Here is a 22049-nt window from a genome sequence, read left to right as displayed (position 1 = left end):
TCGGGCTGGCTCCACTTGCCGTGTCGACTTCCGGGCGGAGCAAGGGGTGCACGAAGGTTGCAACGTTCCTCCGCCACGCCTCCGTTCAGGCAGGCGTTGCCGGGGGCGGCGATGGGTTGCGAACACTGTTTCACCGAGCATGAAGCGGGTGCCGCATGCGCCCGGGATGACTTCGCGAGTGACGGCGAGGCGCTGGCGGGCATGGGGTATGGCCCCCTGGTGCTCGTGCGCGAGTTGGGCGCCGGAGCGCTGGCGCGTGTGTACCTCGCGGAGCACCGCTCGACGGGCGCTCACTTCGCGGTGAAGGTGCTGCACCCGCACCTGGCGCGCACGCCCGCGGTGCTCCAGCGCTTCTACGCGGAGGGACGCTCGCTGCGACAGCACCTCGTCCATCCCAACGCGGCGCGGGTGCTCGACGTGCGCCAGGCTCCGAGCGGCCACCACTGCATGCTCATGGAGTACGTGGAGGGCACCGCCCTGTCGCACCTGCCGCTGCCGCTGCCGCCCTCGGAGGCGGTGTCCCTGTTGCTCCAGGCGCTCGACGGACTGGAGGCCGCGCATGCCCACGGCATCATCCACCGGGACCTGAAGCCGGAGAACCTCGTGCTCACCACGGACCGCGAGGGCACGCGGCGGGTGAAGATCCTCGGCTTCGGCATGGCGAGCACGCTCGCGGCGGGCCTCACCGACCAGGAGCTGGCCGCGGGCATGGTGGTGGGCAGTCCGGCCTATCTCGCGCCCGAGCTGTGGGTGCGCTCCGAGCCGGATGGCCGCGCCGACCTGTACTCGCTCGCGGTGGTGGGCTACCGGCTGCTGACGGGACGGCTGCCCTTCGGGGGCGGCGGACGCATGGGCGAGATGCTGCTCGTGCACGAGCCCACCCCGCCCCTCGCGCCGCACCTGCTGGAGGAGGACGTGCCGCCCGCGCTCTCCGCGGTGCTGATGCAGGCCCTGTCGCTGCGCCCGGACGAGCGCTTCTCCAGCGCCCGCGCCTTCCGGGCCGCGCTGCGGGAAGCGCTGCGGCGGCCGGCGTTCGGATGCATGGCGCCCATGGCCTTCCAGGTGCGGGTGGAGGACGCCCTGGGCCGGGACCTGATACCGGTGTTCGTGAATGACCTGAGCGAGGAGGGGCTGCGCATCGCGTGGGACGGGGCCCTGCCGCGGCTGGGGGCGCGCCTGGATGTGGAGTTGTCGCTCAATGGCTGGGTGCTCGCGTGCTCCGGGGACGTGGTGCGGTTGCTGCCCACCGAGGAGGCGCGCACCTGGGGAGGCCGTCAGGGATTCATCCTCCACTTCTCCGATTTGTCCGAGGACGTGCGTCGGCTCATCGCCCAGGCGCTCGCGCCCGCTCCAGTGGAGGCCGCGCCGGACGCGGAGCTCGCGCAATTGCTCGCGCGCGCCTCGGCGTGCAGCCAGGATCCCTACTCGTTGCTGGCCATCCACCCGCACTCGGACTTCGCGGAGGTCCTGCGGCGCGTGGCCCAGGCCGAGCGGCGGCTGGAGCCCTTCCGGCAGCGGATCCTTCCGGACGATCAGCGCCAAGCGCTCGAGGCCCTGAGAGCGAAGCTGGAGATGGCCCGGCGCACCCTGGGCGAGCCCGTGGCGCGAGCGCGCTTCGATGCGTCGCGGGGAAACTTCCGGGGGGTGGCGCATTGCCTGTCGGCGGGGATTTCACCCGCGTCGGTCAACCGCCTGCGTCAGGCCTTCCTCGCGGCGAGGCCCCAGGCGGAGGGACGCGCGCGCGTGTTCTTCGACAAGGGCATTCTCCTGGAGGCGCGCAACGTGCTCGACGGCGCGCTGCAGCACTACACGGAGGCGCTGCGGATGGATCCGCTCAACGTCTCGTTGCATCGCTACTACCACTCGCTGGCCCGGCGCATCCGGGAGTCCCAGAACGAGACGCCGCGCGGGGAGTCCCAGTCCGCGGCCTTATGAGGACGTAGCACCTCCTGGACAGGCGAGCGCGTCGGCTCTACACGCGCTCTCCATGGCTCCAGCTTCCAGAAGCCGTGATGCGTCCAGAGCGGGCTCGTGGAGTCCGCTCGTCCTCGTGCTGTTGAGTGGGTGTGTCTTCGGGAGCACCGGGCTCTCCGCCCAGACGACGGACTCGGTGACGAGCGCCTGCCTGCGGACGGCCGCCTGTTACACCCAGACACCGGGAGAAGAGGCCATCCTCCCCTGGTTGTCACGCACGGTGGAGGCGGCACGGACCACCCACGCGGTGATGCGGTTGCTGGACGCGGCTCAATTGGCGCGGATCGAGGAACTGCTGGTCCAGTGTGCGCGGCGGGCGAGTGACGAGGTCGAGCGGGCGGACGAGGTGCTGCGAGGAAGAAGCCCCGACGCGGAGGAGTGCCGGAGGGTGGTGCGCCGGGAGAATGGCCGGGATGTGACGCGCGCCATGGACCTGGGTAACAAGAAGCACGCGGCGGCCTTGCCGTGCATTCGAGAGGAGTTGGTGAAGCGCTTCCCGGACCACGTCAGCCTGGAACCCCGCTACCAGCGAGACCCGGACACGGGCAGCTGGATTCGACTGGATCCCGTGCAGGTGGCGGAGTGGGTGCAACTCGGGCTCACCGGACGGCTGTGGGGTTCCCTGGCTCCCGACATCGTCATCCATGAGTCGGGCAATCCGAACAAGCTCCAGCGTGTGTATGATTTGAAGTTCCCTTGTCCCGAGGATAATCAACCCAGGTGGGGTCGCTACTCCCCAGAGCAACCCCATTTCCCAAAGAATCAGGGGAGGGCGTATCGCGATGCGCTGCTGGGCGGACAACACCATGCCCATCTCATCTCCCCTCGAGGAGTCTATTGATGATCGAGCACTATCCTCGCGTCCGCATCTACAAAACGAAGAGGGAGGGTGAACCAGATCTCCTGGGTATCCGAGAGGGATTGAGTATCACCTTCTACATGAAGCACCTTCATCGAGAGATCGCGCGCGACGTCTTGCGTGCCGTGGACGTGTACCGCCAGGCGGTGAAACCCGGTGTGCTTGCTTGGTATGCGGAGCCGTATAGCGGGGATTGGGATGATTTCGATGCCAAGGGACAGGCGTACATGTGGCGGGAGATGCTGGAACAACCCGCGACTGGGATGTGGCTGAGTGAACGTCCCGACTCACCCACGGGATATGATGTCCTCTACGAGGGAAACCTGTTCGAGGCCGAGGCGTTGAACGAGACGAATGGGGTCTCCTTTCGTCTTCCCACTGAACTGATGGAAGAACGCGGACCGGAGTGGGTTCGAGAACTCGCGTTGAAATTGGCCAGGGAACTCCCATACACCTCTGGGCATGCGGGCTTGTGCTTCCACTTTCCGGAGAGCGTCTTGGGTTATACCCACGCCATTCGCGCGCATGCCCTGCGCTACCCGGGCCTGGACATTCCCGGATTGAGTGTTGACTCCGCCTCCGTGGGCACCCGGATCAAGGACGTGCACTGGTTGAACTTCCTGGGGCCCGCTGTCCTGGAGCCCCTGGGAGGTCCGGCGGGCTTGCGCGCCCGGCTGCACACGCCCGGCACGACCGTGGAGGAACTGGAGGAGGGACGTGCCCTGGTGACGCTGGGGGCCTGGCCCGAGGCGGGAGACCTGGAGCAGGGCCGCGACCTGCCCGCATGGCGGGAACTGGCCCGCGTACTGGAACCCTGGCTCTACCTGGGGCGCAGCGAGTGGAGTGGCTTCAGCGAAGAGGACATGCGGCGCTGGGAGCGCCGCTTCCTGGATTAGGCCCGGGCCTCGACGCTCCATCGGGGCATGTCCGCTAGCAGGGAGCGCAACCGCCGCACCTCGATGGGTTTTTCCAGGCAGGGCCGGTTCGTAGTGGCGAGGAAGGCGCGGGCGCGCTCGGTGAGGGCTCCTCCCGTCATGAAGATGACCCGTTGGGCCTGCTCGGGCGAGAGCCACCGCAGCCTCTCGTAGAACTGGATCCCATCCATCTCCGGCATCAGCAGGTCGCACAGGATGGCGTCGAAGCGCTGTCCCTCGGCCACCCGCTCGAGCGCCTTGGCTCCCTGCACGAACACCTGCACGTCGCACGCGGCCCCGAGCACGCGCTGGAGGGCCCGGCCCACCATGGCCTCGTCATCCAACACGAGCACGGTGCGCTCGGACACGTGGAGGGGCGCCACGCTCTCGGCCCGGGACTCCTTCATGTCGGCGCTCGGCAGGACCAGGTAGAACACCGTCCCCTGCTCCGGAGCGCTCTCCATGCCGAAGCGGGCGCCCAGCTCCTGCGCGAGCCGGCGGCAGATGGCCAGGCCCAGGCCCGTGCCCACTCCCACTGGCTTGGTGGTGAAGAAGGGCTCGAAGATGCGCTCGCGCAGCTCCGGCGGGATGCCCCGGCCCGTGTCGTGGATTTCCACGCGCACATGGCCTGGCCCCTCCGGCCGCGTCACCAGCCGGATTTCCCGCCGTGGGTTGTCGCTCTCGGCGACGGCGTCCGCGGCGTTGATGAGCAGGTTGAGGAAGATCTGCCCGAGCGGCCCCTCGCTGCCGAGCACTCGCGCGGACGCGGAGTAGTCCTTGAGGACCTGGGCCCGGTGGGACACGTGGTTCCTCGCCATGCGCAAGGACGAGTCGAGCACCCGGTGCACGTCCAGCGCGCCGCGCTCCTTGTCCTCGGGGCGGGAGAAGACCTTGATGTCGCGGACGATCTCCCGGATGTGCTCGGCGCACAGGCGGGAGTCGAGCAGGGCCTGCTCCTGTTCGGACCCGCTCCCCCGCGCCGACTCCGTCTCCAGCAGGAAGTCCAGGTTGGCCAGGAGCGAGGAGAGGGGATTGTTGATTTCGTGCGCCACGCTCGCCGACAGCAGGCCCAGCGACGCGAGCCGGTCCGACAACAGCAATTGCTCCTGCATTCCGCGGCGCTCGGCGCGGAGCTTCGCCTCGCGCAGCTCGCGGGTCATGGCGGGGCCCAGCCGTCCCAGCCGGTCCTTGAGCAGGAAGTCGTGGACGCCGGCCTTCATGGCCGCCACGGCGGTGTCCTCGCCCATCTGTCCGGAGACGATGAGGAAGGGCACGTCGAGTCCCCGCTGGCGCACCAGGTGGAAGGCGGCCAGGGCATCGAAGCGGGGCAGGGCGTAGTCGGAGATGATGGCGTCCCACTCGCCCGAGTCGAGCGCCTGGGTGAGGGCCTCGGCGGTCTCGACGCGCGTGGCGGTGACGTCATGGCCGCCGCGCCGCAGCTCCCGCAGCACCAGCAGGGCGTCGTCCTCGGAATCCTCGACCAGCAGCAGTCTGAGCGTGGGCGGCATCACGAGCTCCTGGGGGGAGGCAGTTCGTTGAGCACCAGCCAGTACATGCCCAGTTGCCGCACGGCCTCGAAGAACGCGGTGACGTCCACGGGCTTGTGCACGAAGCTGTTCACTCCGAGCTGATAGCTCTCCACCAGATCGCGCTCCTCATTGGAGGAGGTGAGGACGACCACGGGCAGGGTCCGCGTGCGCTCATGGGCGCGCAGGCGCCGCAGCACCTCCAGGCCGTCCAGGCGCGGCAGGTGGAGATCCAGCAGGACGACCTGGGGTCGGATGTCCGGATCCCGCTCCGCGTGACGACCCTGCACGAAGAGGTAGTCGAGTGCCTCGGCCCCGTCGCGCACGACGATGACGGGGTTGTGGAAGTTGCTTCGGCGCAAGGCCCGGAGGGTCAGCAGCTCGTCGTCGGGGTTGTCCTCGACGAGGAGGATGACACGTTGGTTCACGTCGACCATGGGGGGCTTCTCCGGGGCGTGCGGGTGGGCTCGTGCAGCGTGAAATAGAAGGTGGCGCCCTGGCCCACGGTGCCCTCACCCCAGACGCGCCCCCCATGGCGCCGGATGATGCGCTGAACCGTGGCCAGTCCCACCCCGTTGCCCTCGAACTCCTGCTGCGTGTGCAGGCGTTGGAAGACACCGAAGAGCTTGGCCTGGTACTCCATGTCGAAGCCGGCGCCGTTGTCCCGGACGAAGTAGACGCGCCCGGTGCCCGGCTCCTCGGGCAGCGCGCCGAAGTGGATTTCCGCCTGGGCGCGCTCGCGGGTGAACTTCCAGGCGTTTCCCAGCAGGTTCTCCAGCACCGAGCGCAACAGCCGCGTGTCTCCCCGGTCCACCAGCCCCTCCTGCAGGTGGAAGCTCACGGCGCGCTCGGGCTGCCAGCGCCGCAGTTGCTCGGCGCACAGGCGCGCCAGGGCGGACAGGTTGACGTCCGTCACCTGGAACTCGGAGCGGTTGACGCGCGAGAGCGACAGGATGCCGTCGATGAGATCGGACATGCGCTGCGAGGAGGCGCGGATGCGCTGCAGGTACTCCAGGCCCATGGAGTCGAGCTGGCTCGCGCAGTCCTCGGTCAGCGCGAGCGAGAAGCTGGAGATGCTGCGCAGGGGCGCGCGCAGGTCATGCGCCACCGAGTAGGCGAAGGCCTCCAATTCGCGGTTGGAGAACTCGAGCTGGGCGGTGCGCTCGGCGATGCGGCGCTCCAGGTCCGCGTTGAGCTGATGCACCCGCTGCTCGGCCTCGCGGCGCCGGGTGATGTCGGTGATGGTGCCCAGCGCGCCCGAGTACTGGCCCTCCTCGTCGTACAAGGGGTTGGAGGAGATGATCGTCCAGAGTGACCGCCCGCTCTTGTGCCGGAGGGCGAGCTCGTGCACGTCGGAGATGCCCGCGCGCCGCTGGGCGAGGTTGTTCCTCACCCGCTCGCGGTGCTCCTCGGCGATGAAGGTGAGGGTGTCCTGGCCCAGCATCTCCTCTTCCGTGTAGCCCAGCATCTGGGCCAGGTAGCGGTTGACGTAGGTGGTGCGGCCCTCCGGATCGATGGTCCAGATGCCTTCCTGCGCGGCCTCCACGATGAGGCGGAAGCGCTGCTCGGCGCGGCGCTGCCGGGCCTCCGCCTGGCGCTCCCGGGTGGTGTCGCGGATGAAGATCAGGGCGCCCAGCAGCTTGCCCTCCGAGTCCTTCACCGGCCGGCCGCTCGCGTGCAGATACTGGCCCTCGGCGTTCTGGTCCGAGCGGATGAATATGTGGGCGGAGTGCGCCTCGCCGCGCAGGGCCCGGGTGAGGGGGAGGTTCTCCGGATTGAAGGGCTGGTGGGTGTCCGGATCCGTGACGGTGAAGTGCTGGCGCCAGCGGTCCTTCTCCATGCGCTCCAGTCCGAACAACTGGAAGGCGCGCGCCGCGGGGCTGAAGTACAGCAGCGTTCCCGCGGCATCCGCGATGATGACGCCCTCGGACAGGTTGTCGACGATGGCTCGGATGAGGGGCTGGTGGGCTGCCTGGAAGAGGCCGGCGGCGAGCTCATCGGTGAGGACGGGGTGCATGGCACGCCCAGCAATGCCGTATTTCGCGCCAGGGCGGCAATGCCCTTCCATGGTGGGCATGGGGCATTTTGCCCCGGGCTTCACCCGGCGTGGGAACGCGAAGGGTTTTCGCGTCTGGCTCGATGGGGTATGGGTGGTTTGATCTCCAAACGGGCGGAAGACCATGCATTTCGAACTGGCCTTCGTGCTGCTCTTCTCCATCGCGACGGCGGTGGCGATCGTGGCGCGCTACTTCAAGTTTCCCTACACGGTGGCCCTGGTGGTGGCGGGGCTGACGCTCGGTGCGGTGCACCTGTTCGATCCACCGCACCTGACCAAGGAGTTGCTCTTCGCCATCCTGCTGCCGGGCCTCATCTTCGAGGCGGCCTTCCACGTGGAGTTTCGCAAGTTCTGGAAGAACAAGATGGCCATCCACGCGCTGGCCATTCCGGGCCTGGTGGCGTCCGGCGCCATCACCGCGCTCATCCTCTCGCCCGTGGTGGGCGGTCTGCACCTGGTGGAGGACTTCGGCTTCATCCACGCGTTCGTGTTCGCCTCGGTCATCGTGTCCACGGATCCCATCGCGGTGGTGGGCCTCTTCAAGGCACTGGGCGCGCCCAAGCGCCTGGCCGTCCTCGTGGAGGGCGAGAGCCTGCTCAACGACGGCACCGCCGTGGTGCTCTTCACGCTCATCCTCGCGGTGGCCAACGGCGCCCAGTTCACCGTGGGCGGGGCCACGCTGGACTTCATCCGGGTGGCGGGCATGGGCGGGCTCATCGGCTGCGCGCTCGGCTTCGGGATCTCCCAGGTCATCCAGCGCATCGATGACGCCATGGTGGAGATCACCCTCACGATGATCGCCGCCTACGGCTCGTTCGTGGTGGCCGAGCACTTCCACTACTCGGGTGTGATCGCCACCGTGGCGGCCGGCATGCTGTGCGGCAACGGCGTGGCGAGCACGAGCATGAGCCCCACCACGCGCGTGGCGGTGGCGAGCTTCTGGGAGTACCTGGCCTTCGCGCTCAACTCGGTGGTGTTCCTGCTCATCGGCCTGGAGGTGCAGCTCAGCTCGCTCCTGGCGTCCTGGAAGCCCGTGCTGCTCGCCTACGTGGCGGTGCTCATCGGCCGCGCGGTGGTGGTCTATGGGGTGTCGGGCCTCCTGCGCTTCACCTCCGAGAAGATGCCCTGGAGATGGAGCGCGGTCCTCACCTGGAGCGGTCTGCGGGGCGCCATCTCCATGGTGCTGGTGCTCGGTCTCCCCGACGACTTCGCGCACCGCGAGCTGCTGGTGAACATGACGTTCGGCGTGGTGGTGCTCTCCATCATCGTCCAGGGGCTCACCATGGCGCCGCTGCTCAAGCGCCTGGGCATCACCGGCCTCAAGGACATCTACCAGGAGAAGTACGAGCTGGCGCGCGGCCGGGTGGGCGCGATCCATGCCGCGCTGCTGGCGCTGGAGGGCATGCGCCGCACGCGCGACATCCCCGCGGACGTGCTGGCGCAGCTGGAGAAGGACTACCAGCAGAAGGCCACCGCCGCCGAGCAGGATCTGTCCGCCCTCAAGCAGCAGACCAACCGTTTCCACGAGGAGGAGCACCAGGAGGCGATGCGGCGCGTGCTCATCGTGGAGAAGGACTCGCTGCTCAAGTCCTACCAGCGCGGCGTCATCAGCAAGGAGGCCTTCGAGCACCTGATCACGGAGCTGGATGAGCGGCTCGCCCACGTGAAGGATCCCGAGGGCCATGTGCCCCTGGAGGAGTCCTCGCCCGCCCTTCCGGCGGACGCGGTGGGGACCTGACGCGAGGCCTCAGGGCACCGCGGTGGCGGTGCCTTCGGCGGCCGGGGTGCTGGGGGCCCGGCCGCGGATGCGCAGCGAGAAGTCGTCCCGGTCCTGTGCCGCGAGGGCGAGCGGGTTGATGCGGTGGCGCTCGCGCGTCTCGGCGAGCCCCACGTCGGTGTCGATGAGTCCCAGCGCGAAGGCCAGCTCGTCCGAATAGGCCGGCAGCAGGGTGCGGTGGTCGTACGGGACGTTGGTTTCGCTGACCTTCTCCAGGTGGCGCACCAGGTTGGTGGTGCAGTTGCTCGTGAGCGAGTTGTAGAACTCGGGCTGGGCCTGGAGCGCGTTCATCCGCCGGACCATGTCGAGGAAGAAGGCGGTGGTGCGCTCCGGGGTCGCGCGCACGGGGTAGAGGTAGACGTCGTCGCGGCGGTGGTTGCTGCGCAGCTGGACGAGGTCCCGCTCATCCCCCACCACGTAGATGAGCTCGTACTGGCGGAACAGCCCTCCCAGGACCGAGTACGTCTCCCCGCGCTCCCGGCGGATCTCCACGGAGAAGGCGAGGAAGCGGTCTCCGGTGAATTCGAAGCTGACCATGGTGTGGGCCGCGCCCTCGAAGCCGGAGAAGGGCTCGACGATGTACCAGGCGCGCACCAGGTCCTTCGTGTCGTAGGTGGCCGAGTACCAGGCGGCGTCCCAGTCCGTGGTGCTCCGGTAGCGGAAGTCGCGCACGTCGTGGAAGGTGACCTGGGTGCCCCGCTCCTCGGCGCGCGAGGCGCGGACGAGATCCGGCGCCCAATCCCGCGTGAGCGAGGGCCGCACGGTGCGGATCCACGCGAACACCGCCCCACACAGCAGGGCGAGCACTCCGAGCGCCACGGGCCGTGAATAGGACCCGACGGCGAGGACCACGCTCAGCACCAGGAGGCCGGCGACGGTGGCGCGCGCTCCGGTGGCTTCTCCCGGACCCGCTCCCGTGAGGAGCACGGCGGCGGTGAGCCACGACAGCCCGAGGGCGAGGAGCACGAATTGACTGGCGGTGATGAGCGGACGCATGACCGCGCCGAGCCTAGCCGCTCGTGCGAATTCGCGTCAGGCCGTGCGCTCGCCCGGCCGCAAGCTCCACGCCGCCAGTCCGAGGGACAGCAGGATGAGGAGCGCGGCGAGCAGGAAGGGCGCTCCGGGCAGATTCCAGCCCAGGCGCGGGTCGATGGCGAACGCGAACGTCTGTGTGAAGAGGGCGGGGCCGATGATGCCCGTGATGCTCTGCAGGCCCGCGAGCGCGCCCTGGAATTGGCCCTGCAGGCCCGCCGAGACGCGGTTGGACATGAGCCCCTGGGACGCCGGCCCGAAGAAGCCGCCGAGCGCCAGCAGGGGCTGGGCGGCCCAGAACCCGATTCCGGTGGTCGCCAGGGCGATGGCGAGAAACCCCAGGGTGTCCATCGACAGCCCCAACAGCAGCGTGCGCCGCTCGCCCAGTGCGCGCACCACGGGCCTCACGAGGCCGCCCTGTACCACGAGCGAGAGCACGCCCACGAGCGCCAGGGTGAGGCCCACGGTGCTCTCTCCCCAGCCATAGCGGTGGTTTCCGTAGAGGACGAACAGGTTGTAGATGGCCTGTTGGGCGAGGTGATAGACGAAGTACACCCCCGTGAGGCCGAGCACGCCGGGCAGGGCGCGCAGCAGCAGGAGCGAGCCCACGGGGTTGGCGTTCTTCCACGCGAAGGCCGTGCGCCGCTCGGGGGGCAGGGACTCGGGCAGCACGAACAGGCCGTACAGCGCGTTGGCGAGGCTCAGGCCCGCCGCCACCCAGAAGGGCAGGTGTGGGTTCGCGTCGCCGAGCAGTCCGCCCAACGCGGGCCCCATCACGAAGCCCACGCCGAACGCCGCTCCGAGCAGGCCGTAGCTCGCGGCGCGCTTGTCCGGCGGCGTCACATCCGCGATGTAGGCGCTCGCGGTGCTGATGCTCGCCGAGGTGATGCCCGAGATGAGCCGGCCCACGAAGAGCCAGCTCAAGTCCGGCGCCAGGGCCATGAGGATGTAGTCGAGCCCCAGCCCGAAGTTGGACAGGAGCACGAGCGGGCGGCGTCCGTAGCGGTCCGACAGCGCGCCGAGCACCGGTGAGGCCACGAACTGCATCACCGCCCACACCGTGGCGAACAGCCCGAGCACCTCCGCGGTCCTCACCGCGTCACCGCCGAGGAAGCCCGTGACGATGCCGGGCAGCACGGGGATGATCATCCCCATGGCCAGCACGTCGAGCAGCACGGTGATGAAGATGAACACCAGCGCGGCGCGGCGCGGTGCGGACGAGGGGCTCGGGTCGTTCATGGGCGGGGCGCGTTGTACCCCACCCGGGGATTACGCGGTGCGATTGCTGGCCTGCTGGATGATGTCCACCATCAGGTCCTTCACCCGCCGTGGCTTGTTGCCGCCGTTGTCCTCGATGATCTTCGCGATGTCATCGGTGGGCTGGTGGTAGTCCTCCATCAACTCGCCGCCGCCCTGGGGGTTGGACAGGCCCTCGAAGAGGAAGAGCACGTCCTCGCCCTTGCGCGTGAAGACGGCGCCATCCTGCCGGTCCCGGTACTCGTTGATGTCCTGGTTGAGGCGGTCGAACGGGTCCGCCATCCGCTGGTTCGCCGTGTCGAGCAGCTCGCGGAAGTAGTTGGGCTTGTTGCGCGAGTGGGTGTCGACGACCGACAGGCGCTGATCATCCCAGCGGCCCACCATGTCCATGTTGATGACGCCGCTGATCTGCTCCAGGCCCAGGCCGGGGATGGGGTGATCCACGAAGTACTGCGAGCCGACCAGGCCCTTCTCCTCGGCGCCCGTCCACAGGAAGAGCACCGAGCGGTCCAGCTTGCCGGCCTTCTGGGCCTCGGCGAGCTCTGGCAGGGAGGCGAGCAGCACCGCGCTGCCCGAGGCGTTGTCGTCCGCGCCGTTGTTCACCTGGCCCCGGCTCGTGCCCACATGATCCAGGTGGGCCATCACCACGATGACCTCGTCCGCGTGCGGCCCGGTGCCCTTGAGCAGCGCCATCGTGTTCTCCGCCTTGCCGTCCTGCTTCGCGGCCTGGCGCAGTGCGTCCACGCTCATGGGCTCGGTGCGCGGCGCGAGCGGCTTGCCCGCGGAGTGCTGCGTCGCCTCGTACTTCTGGGTGAGCAGCTCCCGGGTGTCCGCTGGCATGGCGTCATCCAGGTAGAAGCCCTCCTCGAAGAGCGTGTGGCCGAACTCCCGGTGCGTGCCGTGTGACCACGCGTCGTCGTTCGCCAGGCCCGCCTCCCGGGCGCCATCCAGGAAGGAGTACACCGGGAAGCGCTGCTGGTAGGGGTTGCTCGGATTGAGGGTGTTGGGGCCCTCGAGGCCGTACTTCTGGGCGAGCTGCTGCACGTAGGCGGACGCCGCGCTCAGGCCGTCCGACGGGCTGTCCCGGCCCATCAGCTCGTCCGAGGACAGATAGGCGATGTGCTTCATCGGATCCGCGTCATCCGTGTACGTGGGCGTCGCCAGCGGGGCGCCTCGCAGCGCGGCGGAATCCAGCCCGGGGCTCCGGGTCTCGAAGGCATCCCGTGCCGGCTGGGGCGCGCGCGCTCCCGCCTGGGCGGGGGCGGCTTCCGGGGTGCCCGGGGGGGTGGTGGCCGGACTCGTCCCCCTCGAGGTGATGACGGACTGGATTCGCTCTGGGATGCGCGTGCTCATGGGGGACTCCCGATGTGTGAACCTGTATGTCCTGAGTTATCGCAAGTGGGGCATTGTAGGTTTCGTGCCGCGTCAATTTTTCAGGTGGGGAGCGGCCCGGACGGCGGGCGCCCGCTCCTCCTCCACTTGGATACACGCCCGGTTCGGGCTTGTGTAGAGTGCGCCGCCCTTCGGCCGGGACCTCCGCCGAGGGCTTCTTCAGGGAAACAACCGTCTCATGAACGCGCACATCTTCCGCGAGTACGACATCCGTGGCCTGGTGGATAAGGATCTCACCCCCGAGGTGGTGGAACTGCTAGGCCAGGGATTGGGCACCGTGGTGCGGCGCAAGGGCGGCCGGACGGTGGTGGTGGGGCGCGACTGCCGCGAGTCCTCCACGGTCTTCCGCGACGCGCTGTGCAAGGGCCTGACGTCCACGGGGCTCGACGTGTTCGACGTGGGGGTGGTGCCCACGCCGCTGACCTACTTCGCCGCCAACACCCTGCCGGTGGACGGCCTGGCGATGATCACCGGCAGCCACAACCCGCCCGAGTACAACGGCTTCAAGATTGGCGCGGGCAAGACGACCTTTCACGGCCCGGAGATCCAGGAGCTGCGCCGGCTCATCGAGGCGCGGGATTTCGAGCGCGCGGAGCGGCCGGGCGAGGTGAGCCCCTTCGACATCATCACGCCCTACAACCACTTCATCCGCCAGACGGTGAAGGTGGGCCGCGAGGGGATGAAGATCGTCATCGACGCGGGCAACGGCACGGGCGGGGCCATCGCCGTGCCGCTCTTCGAGGCCATGGGCTTCGAGGTGGTGCCGCTGTTCTGCGACATGGACGCGCGCTTCCCCAACCACCACCCGGACCCCACGGTGGTGGAGAACCTGCAGGATCTGATCGCCGCGGTGAAGCGCGAGAAGGCCGAGGTGGGCATCGCCTATGACGGCGACAGCGACCGCATCGGCGTGGTGGACGACCAGGGCAACATCCTCTGGGGCGACCAGCTGATGATCCTCTTCAGCCGCTACGTGCTCAAGGCGAGCCCGGGCGCCGCCATCGTGGGCGAGGTGAAGTGCTCCTACACGCTCTACGACGACATCGCGAAGCACGGTGGCAAGGCGGTGATGTGGAAGGCGGGCCACTCGCTCATCAAGGCGAAGATGAAGGAGGAGCACGCGGAGCTGGCCGGGGAGATGAGCGGCCACATCTTCTTCAAGAACCGCTACTTCGGCTTCGACGACGCGGTGTACTCCTCGGCGCGCCTGCTGGAGATCCTCACCCACGAGAAGCAGACGCTGTCGGAGCTGCTCTCGGACGTGCCGCGCACCTACGCCACGCCCGAGCTGCGCGTGGACACGAAGGAAGAGAAGAAGTTCGAGATCGTCAAGCGCGCCACCGAGTGGCTGCGCCAGGCGGGCCACTCCCTGGTGGACGTGGACGGCGTGCGCGTGACGTTCCCGGACGGCTGGGGGCTCATCCGGGCCTCCAACACCCAACCCATCCTCGTGCTGCGATTCGAGGCCCGCACTCCCGAGCGGCTGGAGGAGATCCGCCAGCTGATCGAGGGCACGGTCGCGAAGATGCAGCGGGAAGTAGGAGCCTGAGACCATGATTGAGAAGGACCGGATGCCCAGACTTGGAATCGATCTCGGCGGCACGTTCGCGCGCGCCGCGGTGGTGGACGAGCAAGGGCGGATTCTCGCCGCGGACAAGGTGGCGCTCTCGGAGCGCACGCCCTCGGCGGTGGTGGAGGCCATCGCCCGGGCCGCCCAGCAGGCCCTCAAGGCGGCGGGGGCCGTGGACGTCAACGCCTGTGGAGTGGGCGCGGCGGGGCAGATCCACGGTGAGTCGGGGGTGCTGGCGGTGGCTCCCAACCTCGGCTGGCGCAATGTGCCACTGGGCGCGCTGCTCGCCGAGCGGCTGGGTCACGGGGTGCGGGTGGTGAATGACCTGCGCGCGGCGGCCTGGGGCGAGTTCAACGCGGGCGCCGGACGGGGCTCGCAGGACATGTACACGGTGTTCGTGGGCTCGGGCGTGGGCAGCGCCGTCATCGCCAATGGCCGGCTCGTGACGGGCGGCAGCGGCCTGGCGGGCGAGCTGGGCCACACCAAGGTGGTGCCCAACGGGCGCAAGTGCGGCTGTGGCGAGCTGGGCTGCCTGGAGGCCTATGTGGGCGGGCACAACCTCATGGCCCAGACGCGCGAGCTGCTGGCGAGCGGCAAGTCGCCGGCCATCCGCGAGCTGACGGGGGGCGACCCCGAGAAGATCACCCCCGTGACGCTGGAGAAGGCGGCGGAGCTGGGCGACGCCGTGGCGAGCGAGCTGTACGAGCGGGTGGCACTCATGCTCACGCTGGCGGTGGCCAACCAGGTGACGGTGCTCAACCCGGCGCGGCTCATCCTGGGCGGTGGCGTGTTGACGCACTGCCCCGGCCTGCGGCGGCGCGTGGTGGAGGGAGTCCAGAAATATGCCTCCACCACGTCCCGGGAAGGCCTGCTCATCACCGAGGCCGAGCTGGGCGACGACAGCGGCATCATCGGCGCGGCGCTCCTGGCCTGAGCGGGTGGTGAACTTGAGAGGGGGTGGGGGCTCTGCTAGACGCGCGGCATGGCCCCTCGTCACTCTCTGCTGCGACTGTCCCTGATGTCCGCCCTGGTGCTCGTGTCCGCCTGCAAGAAGCAGTCGGAGACGAAGCCGGAAGATGCCAAGCAAGCCTCCGCTGAGTCCACCCAGACCAAGCCCCAGGGCAAGACCCTGATGGTCGGTCTGGTGACGGACGTGGGGGGCCGGGGAGATCAATCCTTCAATGACTCGGCGCTGCGGGGCCTGGAGCTCTGGGGCGCGGGCAAGAAGATGGAAGGGGGCTCCTACAAGGACGTCACCCCGGAGGAGCTGAAGGCGTCGTTGCCGCCGGACCTGGCTTCGCATGGCATCGTCCCCCTGGCCGTCACCCCCGTGGTGCTGCAGAGCAAGGTGGCCGAGGACTACGAGCCCAGCCTGCAACTCCTGGTGGACCAGGGCGCGGCCCTGTCCGTGGGCGGGGGCTTCTCGCTCGAGAGCGCCGTGGAGACGGTGGCCAAGCGCAACCCGGACGCGAAGTTCCTGCTCATCGATAGTCCGCTCGTGGGCACGGATGGTCAGCCCTACTCCCTGCCCAACGTGCGCACCGTGGAGTTCAAGGAGCACGAGGGCAGCTTCCTGGTGGGCGCGCTGGCGGGCCTGGTGACCCAGGCCAACAAGGTGGGCTTCGTGGGCGGCAAGGAAGTGCCCCTCATCAAGAAGTTCGAGGCAGGCTTCCGAGCGGGCGTGGCCGCCACCAACCCCAAGGCGACCGTGCTGGTGAACTACACGGGCAACTTCGACAACGTGGCCGATGGCAAGCAGGTGGCGCAGGACCTGGTGTCCAAGGGGGCGGACATCCTCTACCACGCGGCGGGTGCGGACGGCCTGGGCGTCATCCATGCGGTGAAGGAGGCGCGTGACGCCAACAAGCCCGTGTTCGCCATTGGCGTGGACTCGGATCAGTCGCACCTGGCGCCCGACGCGGTGCTCACCTCCATGGTCAAGCGCGTGGACCTGGCCGTCTACGAGGCCGTGCGCGACCTGAGCCAGGGCAAGCTGCAGGGCGGTGACGTGGTGCTGGGCCTCAAGGAGGGCGGTGTCTCCTACGCCCCCGTGCGCGTGGAGTTCCCCAAGCGCGCCGAGGCCCTGGAGAAGGTGGAGCAGCTGCGCGCCCAGATCGTGGCCGGGGAGATCACGGTTCCCTCGCACCCCTCGCAGCTCACCGGGACGCCGGCCAAGTAGGCCCGCGGCGCTCCAGCTCGAGGAAAGCCCGGCCCCGTCGCCTCATGAAGGCGGCGGGGCCGTCGTCTTCGCGGGCCGTCTGGGTGCCCTACTTCGAGGGGGGCTGCTGCTGGGGCTGTCCGCCGCCGCCTACGCCTCGCTCGATGACGATCTCCACGCGCCGGTTGTTCGCGCGGCCCTCGGCCGTGGCATTGGAGGCGATGGGCTCGTCCTTGCCCCGGCCGTCGATGCGGATGCGCTCGCTGTCCACGCCCCGGTCGACGAGGTAGTCGCGCACGGCCTCGGCGCGCAGATAGGACAGCTCCTCGTTGAGCTCCGCCGGACCCTGGCTGTCGGTGTGGCCCTCGATGAGCAGCGGGTTCTGCGTCTTGTTCAAGGCCTCCGCCACGTCGTTGAGTCTGCGCTTGGCCGCGGCGAGCAGGTCCGAGCTGCCCGAGCGGAAGAGGACGCTGCCAGAGAGCGTGAGCACGAGTCCTCGCGACTCCTCCTTGACCTGCACCTGCCGGATGTTGCGCAGCTCGTTGGCCACCTGCGCCTGGGCGCGGGCCTCGGCCTGGGCCTCGGCGGCGCGTTGTTCGGCCTGGAGCCGGGCCTGACGCTCCTTCTCGAGCTGGGCATTGAGCTGGTCCGCGCGAGCCTGGGCCGCGTCGAGTTGGGCCTGCCGCTCCTGCTCCTCGCGCTGGACCTGGGCGAGCCTCTGCTGCTCGGCTTGCAACCGCGTGGCCTCCTCCTGCTGTTGGGCCGCTTCGCGTTGTCGCTGTTGGAACTCGGCCTGGCGTTGCTCGGCCTCCGCGCGCAGCCGCTGGGCCTCGGCGAGGTCCATGCGCGTGCGATCCAACTCCTGACGCGTGCGCGCGGCGTCGCTGGACTGGGCGGAGGCGAGTTGTTGCTCGGCCTGGAGGCGCTCCTGTTCGGCGACGGCCGTGCGGGCGATCGACTCGGCGAGCTGGGCCTTGCGCAGCGCCACATAGGACAGCGTGCGCGTCACCTCCGAGTCCCGTTCGCGCTCGAAGGCGCGGTTGGCCTCGTTGAGGGCCTCCCTCGCCTGCACGAGGGCTTCCGGACTGTACTGGGCCGCCGGGCCCGTGGAGGCCTGTTGATAGGCGAAGCGCGCGTCCAGCAGTTCACGCGGAGTGCTGGCCGCACAGCCCGAGATGACCGCGGCCCCCAGCACGCCCCACGACAGATGTTTCCATGCCCGCATGACTTCTCCTTCGGCCGGCGACGCGTCATCGCCACGCCGTTCGTATGGCTGTCACTGCACCGTGCCGCGCTGGAGCTGTTGCACCTGTTGAAGCACCCGGTCCGCCTCGGCGCGGGCGGGCGCCTCGCGCGCCAGGGCCAGGGCCAGCTCGGCGTCCGCCTCGGCCCGCTGGAGGAACAGCGCGGCCTCCTCTCTCCGGTTCTGTTCGAGCAACCGGCGTGCGCCCTGGGTCTGTTCGCGTGCCCACTGCAGGTGTTGCGCCGCGTTGGGGACCGCCGACGCTCCGGCCTCTTCCGCCTGGCGGATGGAGACCTGTGAATCCACGAGCTGCTCGGTGGGCGGCATCCGTTGCGCCGTCGCGCAGCCCACCAGTCCCAACAACAATCCCGCGCCGACGAGTGCTCTTCGCATCGCTTGTCGCTCCATGGCTTGCTGGCCGCGAACGCAGCCGTCGATGCTTCCGGAGATGTGCACTGTGGGTCAGCGCTACAACCCGGAGGTCTTGCTGGCCTGCCTGGGCTCCAGGCGGACGGCCACCGTCATCGGCACCCCCTCGTTCGCCACGGGGCGCCGGTAGCGGACGAATGGCGGCTCCCGGGAACAATGGTCGGCTGATGCCGCAATGGCGATGTCTAGGCATGATCGCCACCGGGGGGGGCGTCGCATGCCGAACGCTCGCGCGGGAAGTCCGTGGCTGACCGGCCGTTGGGTCTCGCTGGGTCTGCGGCTGGGCCTCCTGTTCTTGTTATGGACCGCGCTCGTCGAGGGGCGCCCCGCGGGGCTCGCCCTGGGCGTGTTGGCCCTGCCCCTGACGCTCTGGGGCAGCGTCGTGTTCGAGTCCGCTGATTCCCTCCGCGCCCATCCCCTGCGGCTGGTGGGCCTGTTGTGGTTCTGCGCGGGACGGCTCGTGCTCGGGGGAGTGGATGTGGCTCGCCGGGCGCTGGGCTCGCGGTTGACGCTGACTCCGGGACTCGTGGAGACGCGCTGCCGCCTGCCCCGAGGGCCCGCGCGCCGACTGCTCAACGGCGTGGTGGGCGTCATGCCGGGGCTGCACGCGGTGGAACTTCCCGGGGGAGGCGATGGCCTCACCCTGCACTTGTTGGATACGCGCCCCGAGGCCGCCGCCGCGGCGCTCGAGCGGCTGCGCGATCTGGAGCGACGGGTGGCGCTCGTCTTCGGGCTCGCCCCTCCTCCTCGAGGATTGCCATGAACGTCTTCTACGCGGGCATCACGCTGCTGCTGCTCGTCACGCTTCTCGGAGTCCTGGTGCTGTGGGGCAACGCGGTCAACGCGGCCGATCGCATGCTGGCCGCCAGCCTCTCGGGCGCGCTGTGCCTGTCCCTGCTGCTCCTGGTGGCGGAGGCGTGGAAGCTGCCGGTGTTGGATGACGTGGCGCTCGGGCTCGCGGTCCTGGGGGCGGTATGCGTCTCCACCTCGGCGCTGCGAGCCCAGGCCGCGGACAAGCGCAATGCGGAGACCCTGGAGAAGCGCGCGCCATGAATCCCCTGCTGCCGCTGTCCGCCGTGCTGGTGGTGCTCGGTGCGTTCTTCCTCGCCGTGGGCGCGGTGGGGCTCGTGCGCTTCCCCGACGTGCTCAGCCGCTTGCAGGGCGTGCTCAAGGCGGCGTCCCTGGGGACGGGTTGCTTGATGGCGGGGCTGCTCCTGCGCGCCCACTCCGTCTTCACCCTGCTCAAGCTGCTCTTCGTCTGGGGGCTCTTCCTGGTGTGTCTCGGCTACCTGGGACAGCTCGTGGGACGCAGTGCGTTGCTCGCCGCCCGGCGCCGTTGAGCGCCCCTGGAGACAGCGGACGGCGGCACGAGGGCGGGATAGCATGTGGGCGTTCAACCTCCTCATCCCGCAGGGAGCAGCATGGTCGACTTTCGTAACTTCATCGGGCGCGGCACCGCCGCGGGCTCGCCGCTGAACATCTGGGCGCAGGTGCTCCTGCCCTACCTGAACGTGGGCGGCGGCGAGTTCATCGACCTGGGCCCGAACCAGGCCGCCTTCAAGGGGAAGATCGACACCATCTTCTACAAGGGCGACTTCACGCTCTCGCTCAAGCTGCTCGAGGATGGCAAGGCGGAGATCAACCTCAACGGCTCGCGCGCCTCCGTGGCCTCGTACACCATCAAGGGCGGCAAGCTGTCCATCGACGCGAAGTTCGGCTCGCACGCGCAGGTCATCGTCTTCGAGCCCGGGGGCAAGGGCAACGTGGAGACGTACCTGTCGGTGTCGGGCTCCAAGAGCATCAACGTGCACCTGGCGCCCGGCGAGAAGCCCAAGGTGGCCTGAGCGGCCGCCTCAGTCGAGAACGAAGGTGTAGGAGTACTTCATCTCCGTGGACACGGCCTCGCCGTTCTTGACGGCGGGCTTGAAGCGGAAGCGCAGGAGCGCGCCGCGCGCCGCTTCGTCCAGCCCGTAGCCCAGCCCCTTGACGACGACGACCTTCACCACGCGGCCCTCGGTGTCGATGGTGATGGACATGGTGACGGTGCCCTCGACGCCGGCGCGGCGGGCCTCGTCGGGGTAGGGGATTTTCACCTCCGAGGCCACGGAGGGCTCGGTGTCCACCTGGTACACCGGCACGTACTTGGGCGCCGAGTAGGCCTTCACGTCCTTGGGATCCACCGCCTTGTCCCCCGTCTTGCCATAGACGGTGTTGCCCACGGGGGCGGCGAAGGCGCCCGCGCTCGTGGTGGAGGACATGGACAGGCCCACCACGAGCGGCACCGGCTTGCTGGGGGGCTCGGGCGGCGGCGTGTCATTGGGAGGCGGAGGCGGCGCGTCCGGCGGCGGAGGCGGGGGCGGCTTCTCGGCCCGGGCGACCTTCACCGGAGGCGGCTTGGGGGCCTTGGGCGGCGGAGGCGGCGGGGGCTTGGGCTCTTCCGGAGGAGGCGGCGGGGGCGGAGGCGGCGGCTTCTGGACCTCCACCATCACCAGCTCCACGGGGCGGTTGACCTCGGGACGGGGACGGTCCTCCAGCCGCGAGAGCATGAAGAAGCCCGCGCCATGCACGCCGAGCGACGCGAGCACGAACAGCGGCGTCCGGGACGAGCGGCGGGAGGGCAGCGGCGGAGCGGAGAGGGCGGCCTGGCTCATGTCCTCGCGTCCCTCCTCACGGCCCCGCGGGGGCGGCGGTGGGGGCCACGTCCTTTTCGATGTTGAGCGCGAACTTGGCGATGCCCTGGCCCTTCACCACGTCGATGAGCCGCATCACCCGGCCGTACGGAATGGTTTGATCCGCGCTGATGATGGCGCGCGTCTCCTTGTCCTTCACCAGGGCCTCGGCCACGCGGCGGCGCAGCTCGTCCTCGCCCACCTCCGCGCCGTCGAAGAAGAGCTTGCCCTGCTTGTCGAGCACCACGTTGACGAGCCCCTGGACGGTTTCTCCGCCGTTGGCGGCCCGGGGCAGGTCCACCTCCACCGTCTCGCGGACGATGAAGTTGGCCGTCACCATGAAGATGATGAGCAGCACGAGCACCACGTCCACCAGCGGGGTGACGTTGATGCCGGAGATCTCCTCGTCGTTGTCCTGGGCTCCGCCCGCCATGGCCTAGCGCGCCTCCCCGGAGGACAGGGCGCTCGTCGTGTCGCGGGACTTGAGGCTGCCCACGAGCGCGTGGCCCAGCGCGGTGGTGCGCGAGGTGAGCGTCTTGAGCTGGCGGTTGAAGGTGTTGAAGGCCACCACGGCGGGGATGGCCACCGCGAGACCCACGGCCGTGGCCACGAGCGCCTCGGAGATGCCCGCCATCACCGTCTGCTGGATGGCGGCGCCCTTGGCGCCCATGTTGCCCAGGTCGTGGAAGGCCTTGATGATGCCGAGCACCGTGCCGAACAGGCCGATGAAGGGCGCGTTGTTGCCGAGCGTGCCGAGGAAGGACAGGTAGCGCTCGTACTGGGGGCGCTCGCGCGCGACCGTGGAGGCGATGACCTGCTCCACCGTGTCCGGCCCCTTGTCCACGGAGGCCAGGGCCTCGCGCAGCACGGCGGCCTCCATGCCCTTCTTCTGGGCCACCGCGGTGCGCACCGCCTCCAGCTCGCCCCGGGCCAGCCGCACGGCGAGGGCCTCGGAGTCCGGCAGCCGGTGGGTGGCGAAGTAGACGGCGCGCTCGAGCATCAGCGCGATGGACAACACGGAGAGGATGACGAGCAGCCACAGCACCCACTCGGCGCTCGTGAGCGTCACACCGAGCAGCTTGCGGCTGAGCCAGCCCACCTGCTCGTTGCCCATCTGGGCCAGGAGGATGAACGACGTCATGAATGGGACCCGTGAGAAGGGAAGAAGATGAGGGGCGTGCCGCCGGAGCGCC

22 protein-coding genes are annotated in these 22049 nt (G+C 69.2%); 11 read left to right on the top strand and 11 right to left on the bottom strand.

The annotated features are described in order from the left end of the window. The first annotated feature begins 57 nt into the window (after nt 1–57). From MEBOL_RS11310 to MEBOL_RS11300, 3 genes are all read left to right on the top strand, one after another. Entirely contained in the window at nt 58–1935 is a 1878-nt protein-coding gene (locus MEBOL_RS11310; protein ID WP_170115489.1) for a serine/threonine-protein kinase, read from the top strand. Between the two features lie 115 nt (nt 1936–2050). Continuing rightward, nucleotides 2051–2815, top strand: coding sequence for a hypothetical protein (locus MEBOL_RS11305; RefSeq protein WP_095977435.1), 765 nt, complete (start codon nt 2051–2053; stop codon nt 2813–2815). Nucleotides 2816–2913: 98 nt separating this feature from the next. Then, nucleotides 2914–3729, top strand: a complete 816-nt coding sequence (locus MEBOL_RS11300) for a type VI immunity family protein (protein WP_157774886.1) — start codon at nt 2914–2916, stop codon at nt 3727–3729. On the opposite strand, the gene MEBOL_RS11295 is transcribed toward MEBOL_RS11300, so the two are convergent. From MEBOL_RS11295 to MEBOL_RS11285, 3 genes are read right to left on the bottom strand one after another with little or no spacing between them, the layout of a single operon-like run. After that, nucleotides 3726–5255 carry a hybrid sensor histidine kinase/response regulator gene (locus MEBOL_RS11295; RefSeq protein WP_095977433.1) on the bottom strand — a complete coding sequence of 510 codons (1530 nt, stop codon included), beginning with the start codon at nt 5253–5255 and terminating at the stop codon, nt 3726–3728. The two genes, MEBOL_RS11300 and MEBOL_RS11295, sit on opposite strands and share 4 nt — an antisense overlap. Beyond that, a complete protein-coding gene (locus tag MEBOL_RS11290) occupies nt 5255–5710 on the bottom strand; it encodes a response regulator (RefSeq protein ID WP_095977432.1) in 456 nt (151 codons plus the stop codon). The genes MEBOL_RS11295 and MEBOL_RS11290 overlap by 1 nt, the downstream gene beginning before the upstream one ends. Further along, the gene (locus tag MEBOL_RS11285) at nt 5698–7290 is read right to left on the bottom strand and encodes a sensor histidine kinase (protein WP_095977431.1); all 1593 of its coding nucleotides are present in this window, start codon (nt 7288–7290) and stop codon (nt 5698–5700) included. The genes MEBOL_RS11290 and MEBOL_RS11285 overlap by 13 nt, the downstream gene beginning before the upstream one ends. A 163-nt stretch (nt 7291–7453) precedes the next feature. Here MEBOL_RS11285 and MEBOL_RS11280 point away from each other — a divergent pair, with 163 nt between their 5' ends. Beyond that, the gene (locus MEBOL_RS11280; RefSeq protein WP_095977430.1) at nt 7454–9067 is read left to right on the top strand and encodes a Na+/H+ antiporter; all 1614 of its coding nucleotides are present in this window, start codon (nt 7454–7456) and stop codon (nt 9065–9067) included. A 9-nt stretch (nt 9068–9076) separates the two neighbouring features. Here the strand turns inward: MEBOL_RS11280 and MEBOL_RS11275 are convergent, their stop codons facing one another. From MEBOL_RS11275 to MEBOL_RS11265, 3 genes are read right to left on the bottom strand one after another with little or no spacing between them, the layout of a single operon-like run. Next, a complete protein-coding gene (locus tag MEBOL_RS11275) occupies nt 9077–10102 on the bottom strand; it encodes an Lnb N-terminal periplasmic domain-containing protein (protein ID WP_095977429.1) in 1026 nt (341 codons plus the stop codon). A 36-nt stretch (nt 10103–10138) separates the two neighbouring features. Next, on the bottom strand, nt 10139–11377 hold the full coding sequence (locus MEBOL_RS11270) for a TCR/Tet family MFS transporter (protein WP_095977428.1): 1239 nt from the start codon (nt 11375–11377) through the stop codon (nt 10139–10141). Between the two features lie 30 nt (nt 11378–11407). Beyond that, nucleotides 11408–12748 (bottom strand): M28 family metallopeptidase, encoded by a 1341-nt coding sequence (locus MEBOL_RS11265; protein WP_095977427.1) that lies wholly within the window; start codon nt 12746–12748, stop codon nt 11408–11410. Between the two features lie 217 nt (nt 12749–12965). Here MEBOL_RS11265 and MEBOL_RS11260 point away from each other — a divergent pair, with 217 nt between their 5' ends. The 3 genes from MEBOL_RS11260 to MEBOL_RS11250 are packed head-to-tail and all read left to right on the top strand — an operon-like array spanning nt 12966 to nt 16536. Beyond that, nucleotides 12966–14336: a phosphomannomutase/phosphoglucomutase gene (locus MEBOL_RS11260; RefSeq protein WP_095977426.1), complete on the top strand. Its 1371-nt coding sequence runs from the start codon at nt 12966–12968 to the stop codon at nt 14334–14336. Between the two features lie 22 nt (nt 14337–14358). After that, a complete protein-coding gene (locus MEBOL_RS11255; protein ID WP_095982712.1) occupies nt 14359–15291 on the top strand; it encodes an ROK family protein in 933 nt (310 codons plus the stop codon). Nucleotides 15292–15339: 48 nt separating this feature from the next. Next, on the top strand, nt 15340–16536 hold the full coding sequence (locus tag MEBOL_RS11250) for a BMP family lipoprotein (RefSeq protein ID WP_095977425.1): 1197 nt from the start codon (nt 15340–15342) through the stop codon (nt 16534–16536). An 88-nt stretch (nt 16537–16624) separates the two neighbouring features. On the opposite strand, the gene MEBOL_RS11245 is transcribed toward MEBOL_RS11250, so the two are convergent. Continuing rightward, entirely contained in the window at nt 16625–17740 is a 1116-nt protein-coding gene (locus MEBOL_RS11245; RefSeq protein ID WP_095977424.1) for an OmpA family protein, read from the bottom strand. 51 nt (nt 17741–17791) lie between these two features. Next, complete coding sequence (locus MEBOL_RS11240; RefSeq protein WP_095977423.1) at nt 17792–18151, bottom strand: DUF4398 domain-containing protein; 360 nt, start codon at nt 18149–18151, stop codon at nt 17792–17794. 253 nt (nt 18152–18404) lie between these two features. Here MEBOL_RS11240 and MEBOL_RS11235 point away from each other — a divergent pair, with 253 nt between their 5' ends. From MEBOL_RS11235 to MEBOL_RS11220, 4 genes are all read left to right on the top strand, one after another. After that, nucleotides 18405–18950: a Na+/H+ antiporter subunit E gene (locus tag MEBOL_RS11235; protein ID WP_157774885.1), complete on the top strand. Its 546-nt coding sequence runs from the start codon at nt 18405–18407 to the stop codon at nt 18948–18950. Continuing rightward, nucleotides 18947–19240 (top strand): monovalent cation/H+ antiporter complex subunit F, encoded by a 294-nt coding sequence (locus MEBOL_RS11230; RefSeq protein ID WP_095977421.1) that lies wholly within the window; start codon nt 18947–18949, stop codon nt 19238–19240. The genes MEBOL_RS11235 and MEBOL_RS11230 overlap by 4 nt, the downstream gene beginning before the upstream one ends. After that, nucleotides 19237–19527, top strand: coding sequence for a cation:proton antiporter (locus tag MEBOL_RS11225; protein WP_157774884.1), 291 nt, complete (start codon nt 19237–19239; stop codon nt 19525–19527). The genes MEBOL_RS11230 and MEBOL_RS11225 overlap by 4 nt, the downstream gene beginning before the upstream one ends. Nucleotides 19528–19608: 81 nt before the next feature. Further along, nucleotides 19609–20031 (top strand): hypothetical protein, encoded by a 423-nt coding sequence (locus MEBOL_RS11220; protein ID WP_095977419.1) that lies wholly within the window; start codon nt 19609–19611, stop codon nt 20029–20031. Between the two features lie 9 nt (nt 20032–20040). Here MEBOL_RS11220 and MEBOL_RS11215 read toward each other — a convergent pair whose 3' ends face one another. The 3 genes from MEBOL_RS11215 to MEBOL_RS11205 are packed head-to-tail and all read right to left on the bottom strand — an operon-like array spanning nt 20041 to nt 21997. Beyond that, nucleotides 20041–20838: an energy transducer TonB gene (locus MEBOL_RS11215; RefSeq protein WP_095977418.1), complete on the bottom strand. Its 798-nt coding sequence runs from the start codon at nt 20836–20838 to the stop codon at nt 20041–20043. 16 nt (nt 20839–20854) lie between these two features. Then, the gene (locus MEBOL_RS11210) at nt 20855–21289 is read right to left on the bottom strand and encodes an ExbD/TolR family protein (protein ID WP_095977417.1); all 435 of its coding nucleotides are present in this window, start codon (nt 21287–21289) and stop codon (nt 20855–20857) included. 3 nt (nt 21290–21292) lie between these two features. Next, nucleotides 21293–21997: a MotA/TolQ/ExbB proton channel family protein gene (locus tag MEBOL_RS11205; RefSeq protein WP_095977416.1), complete on the bottom strand. Its 705-nt coding sequence runs from the start codon at nt 21995–21997 to the stop codon at nt 21293–21295. Nucleotides 21998–22049 lie beyond the last annotated feature (52 nt).

Origin of the sequence: Melittangium boletus DSM 14713 (genome assembly GCF_002305855.1) — a bacterium.
Lineage (GTDB): Bacteria > Myxococcota > Myxococcia > Myxococcales > Myxococcaceae > Cystobacter > Cystobacter boletus.
This window is presented reverse-complemented; position numbering and strand designations above follow the sequence as displayed.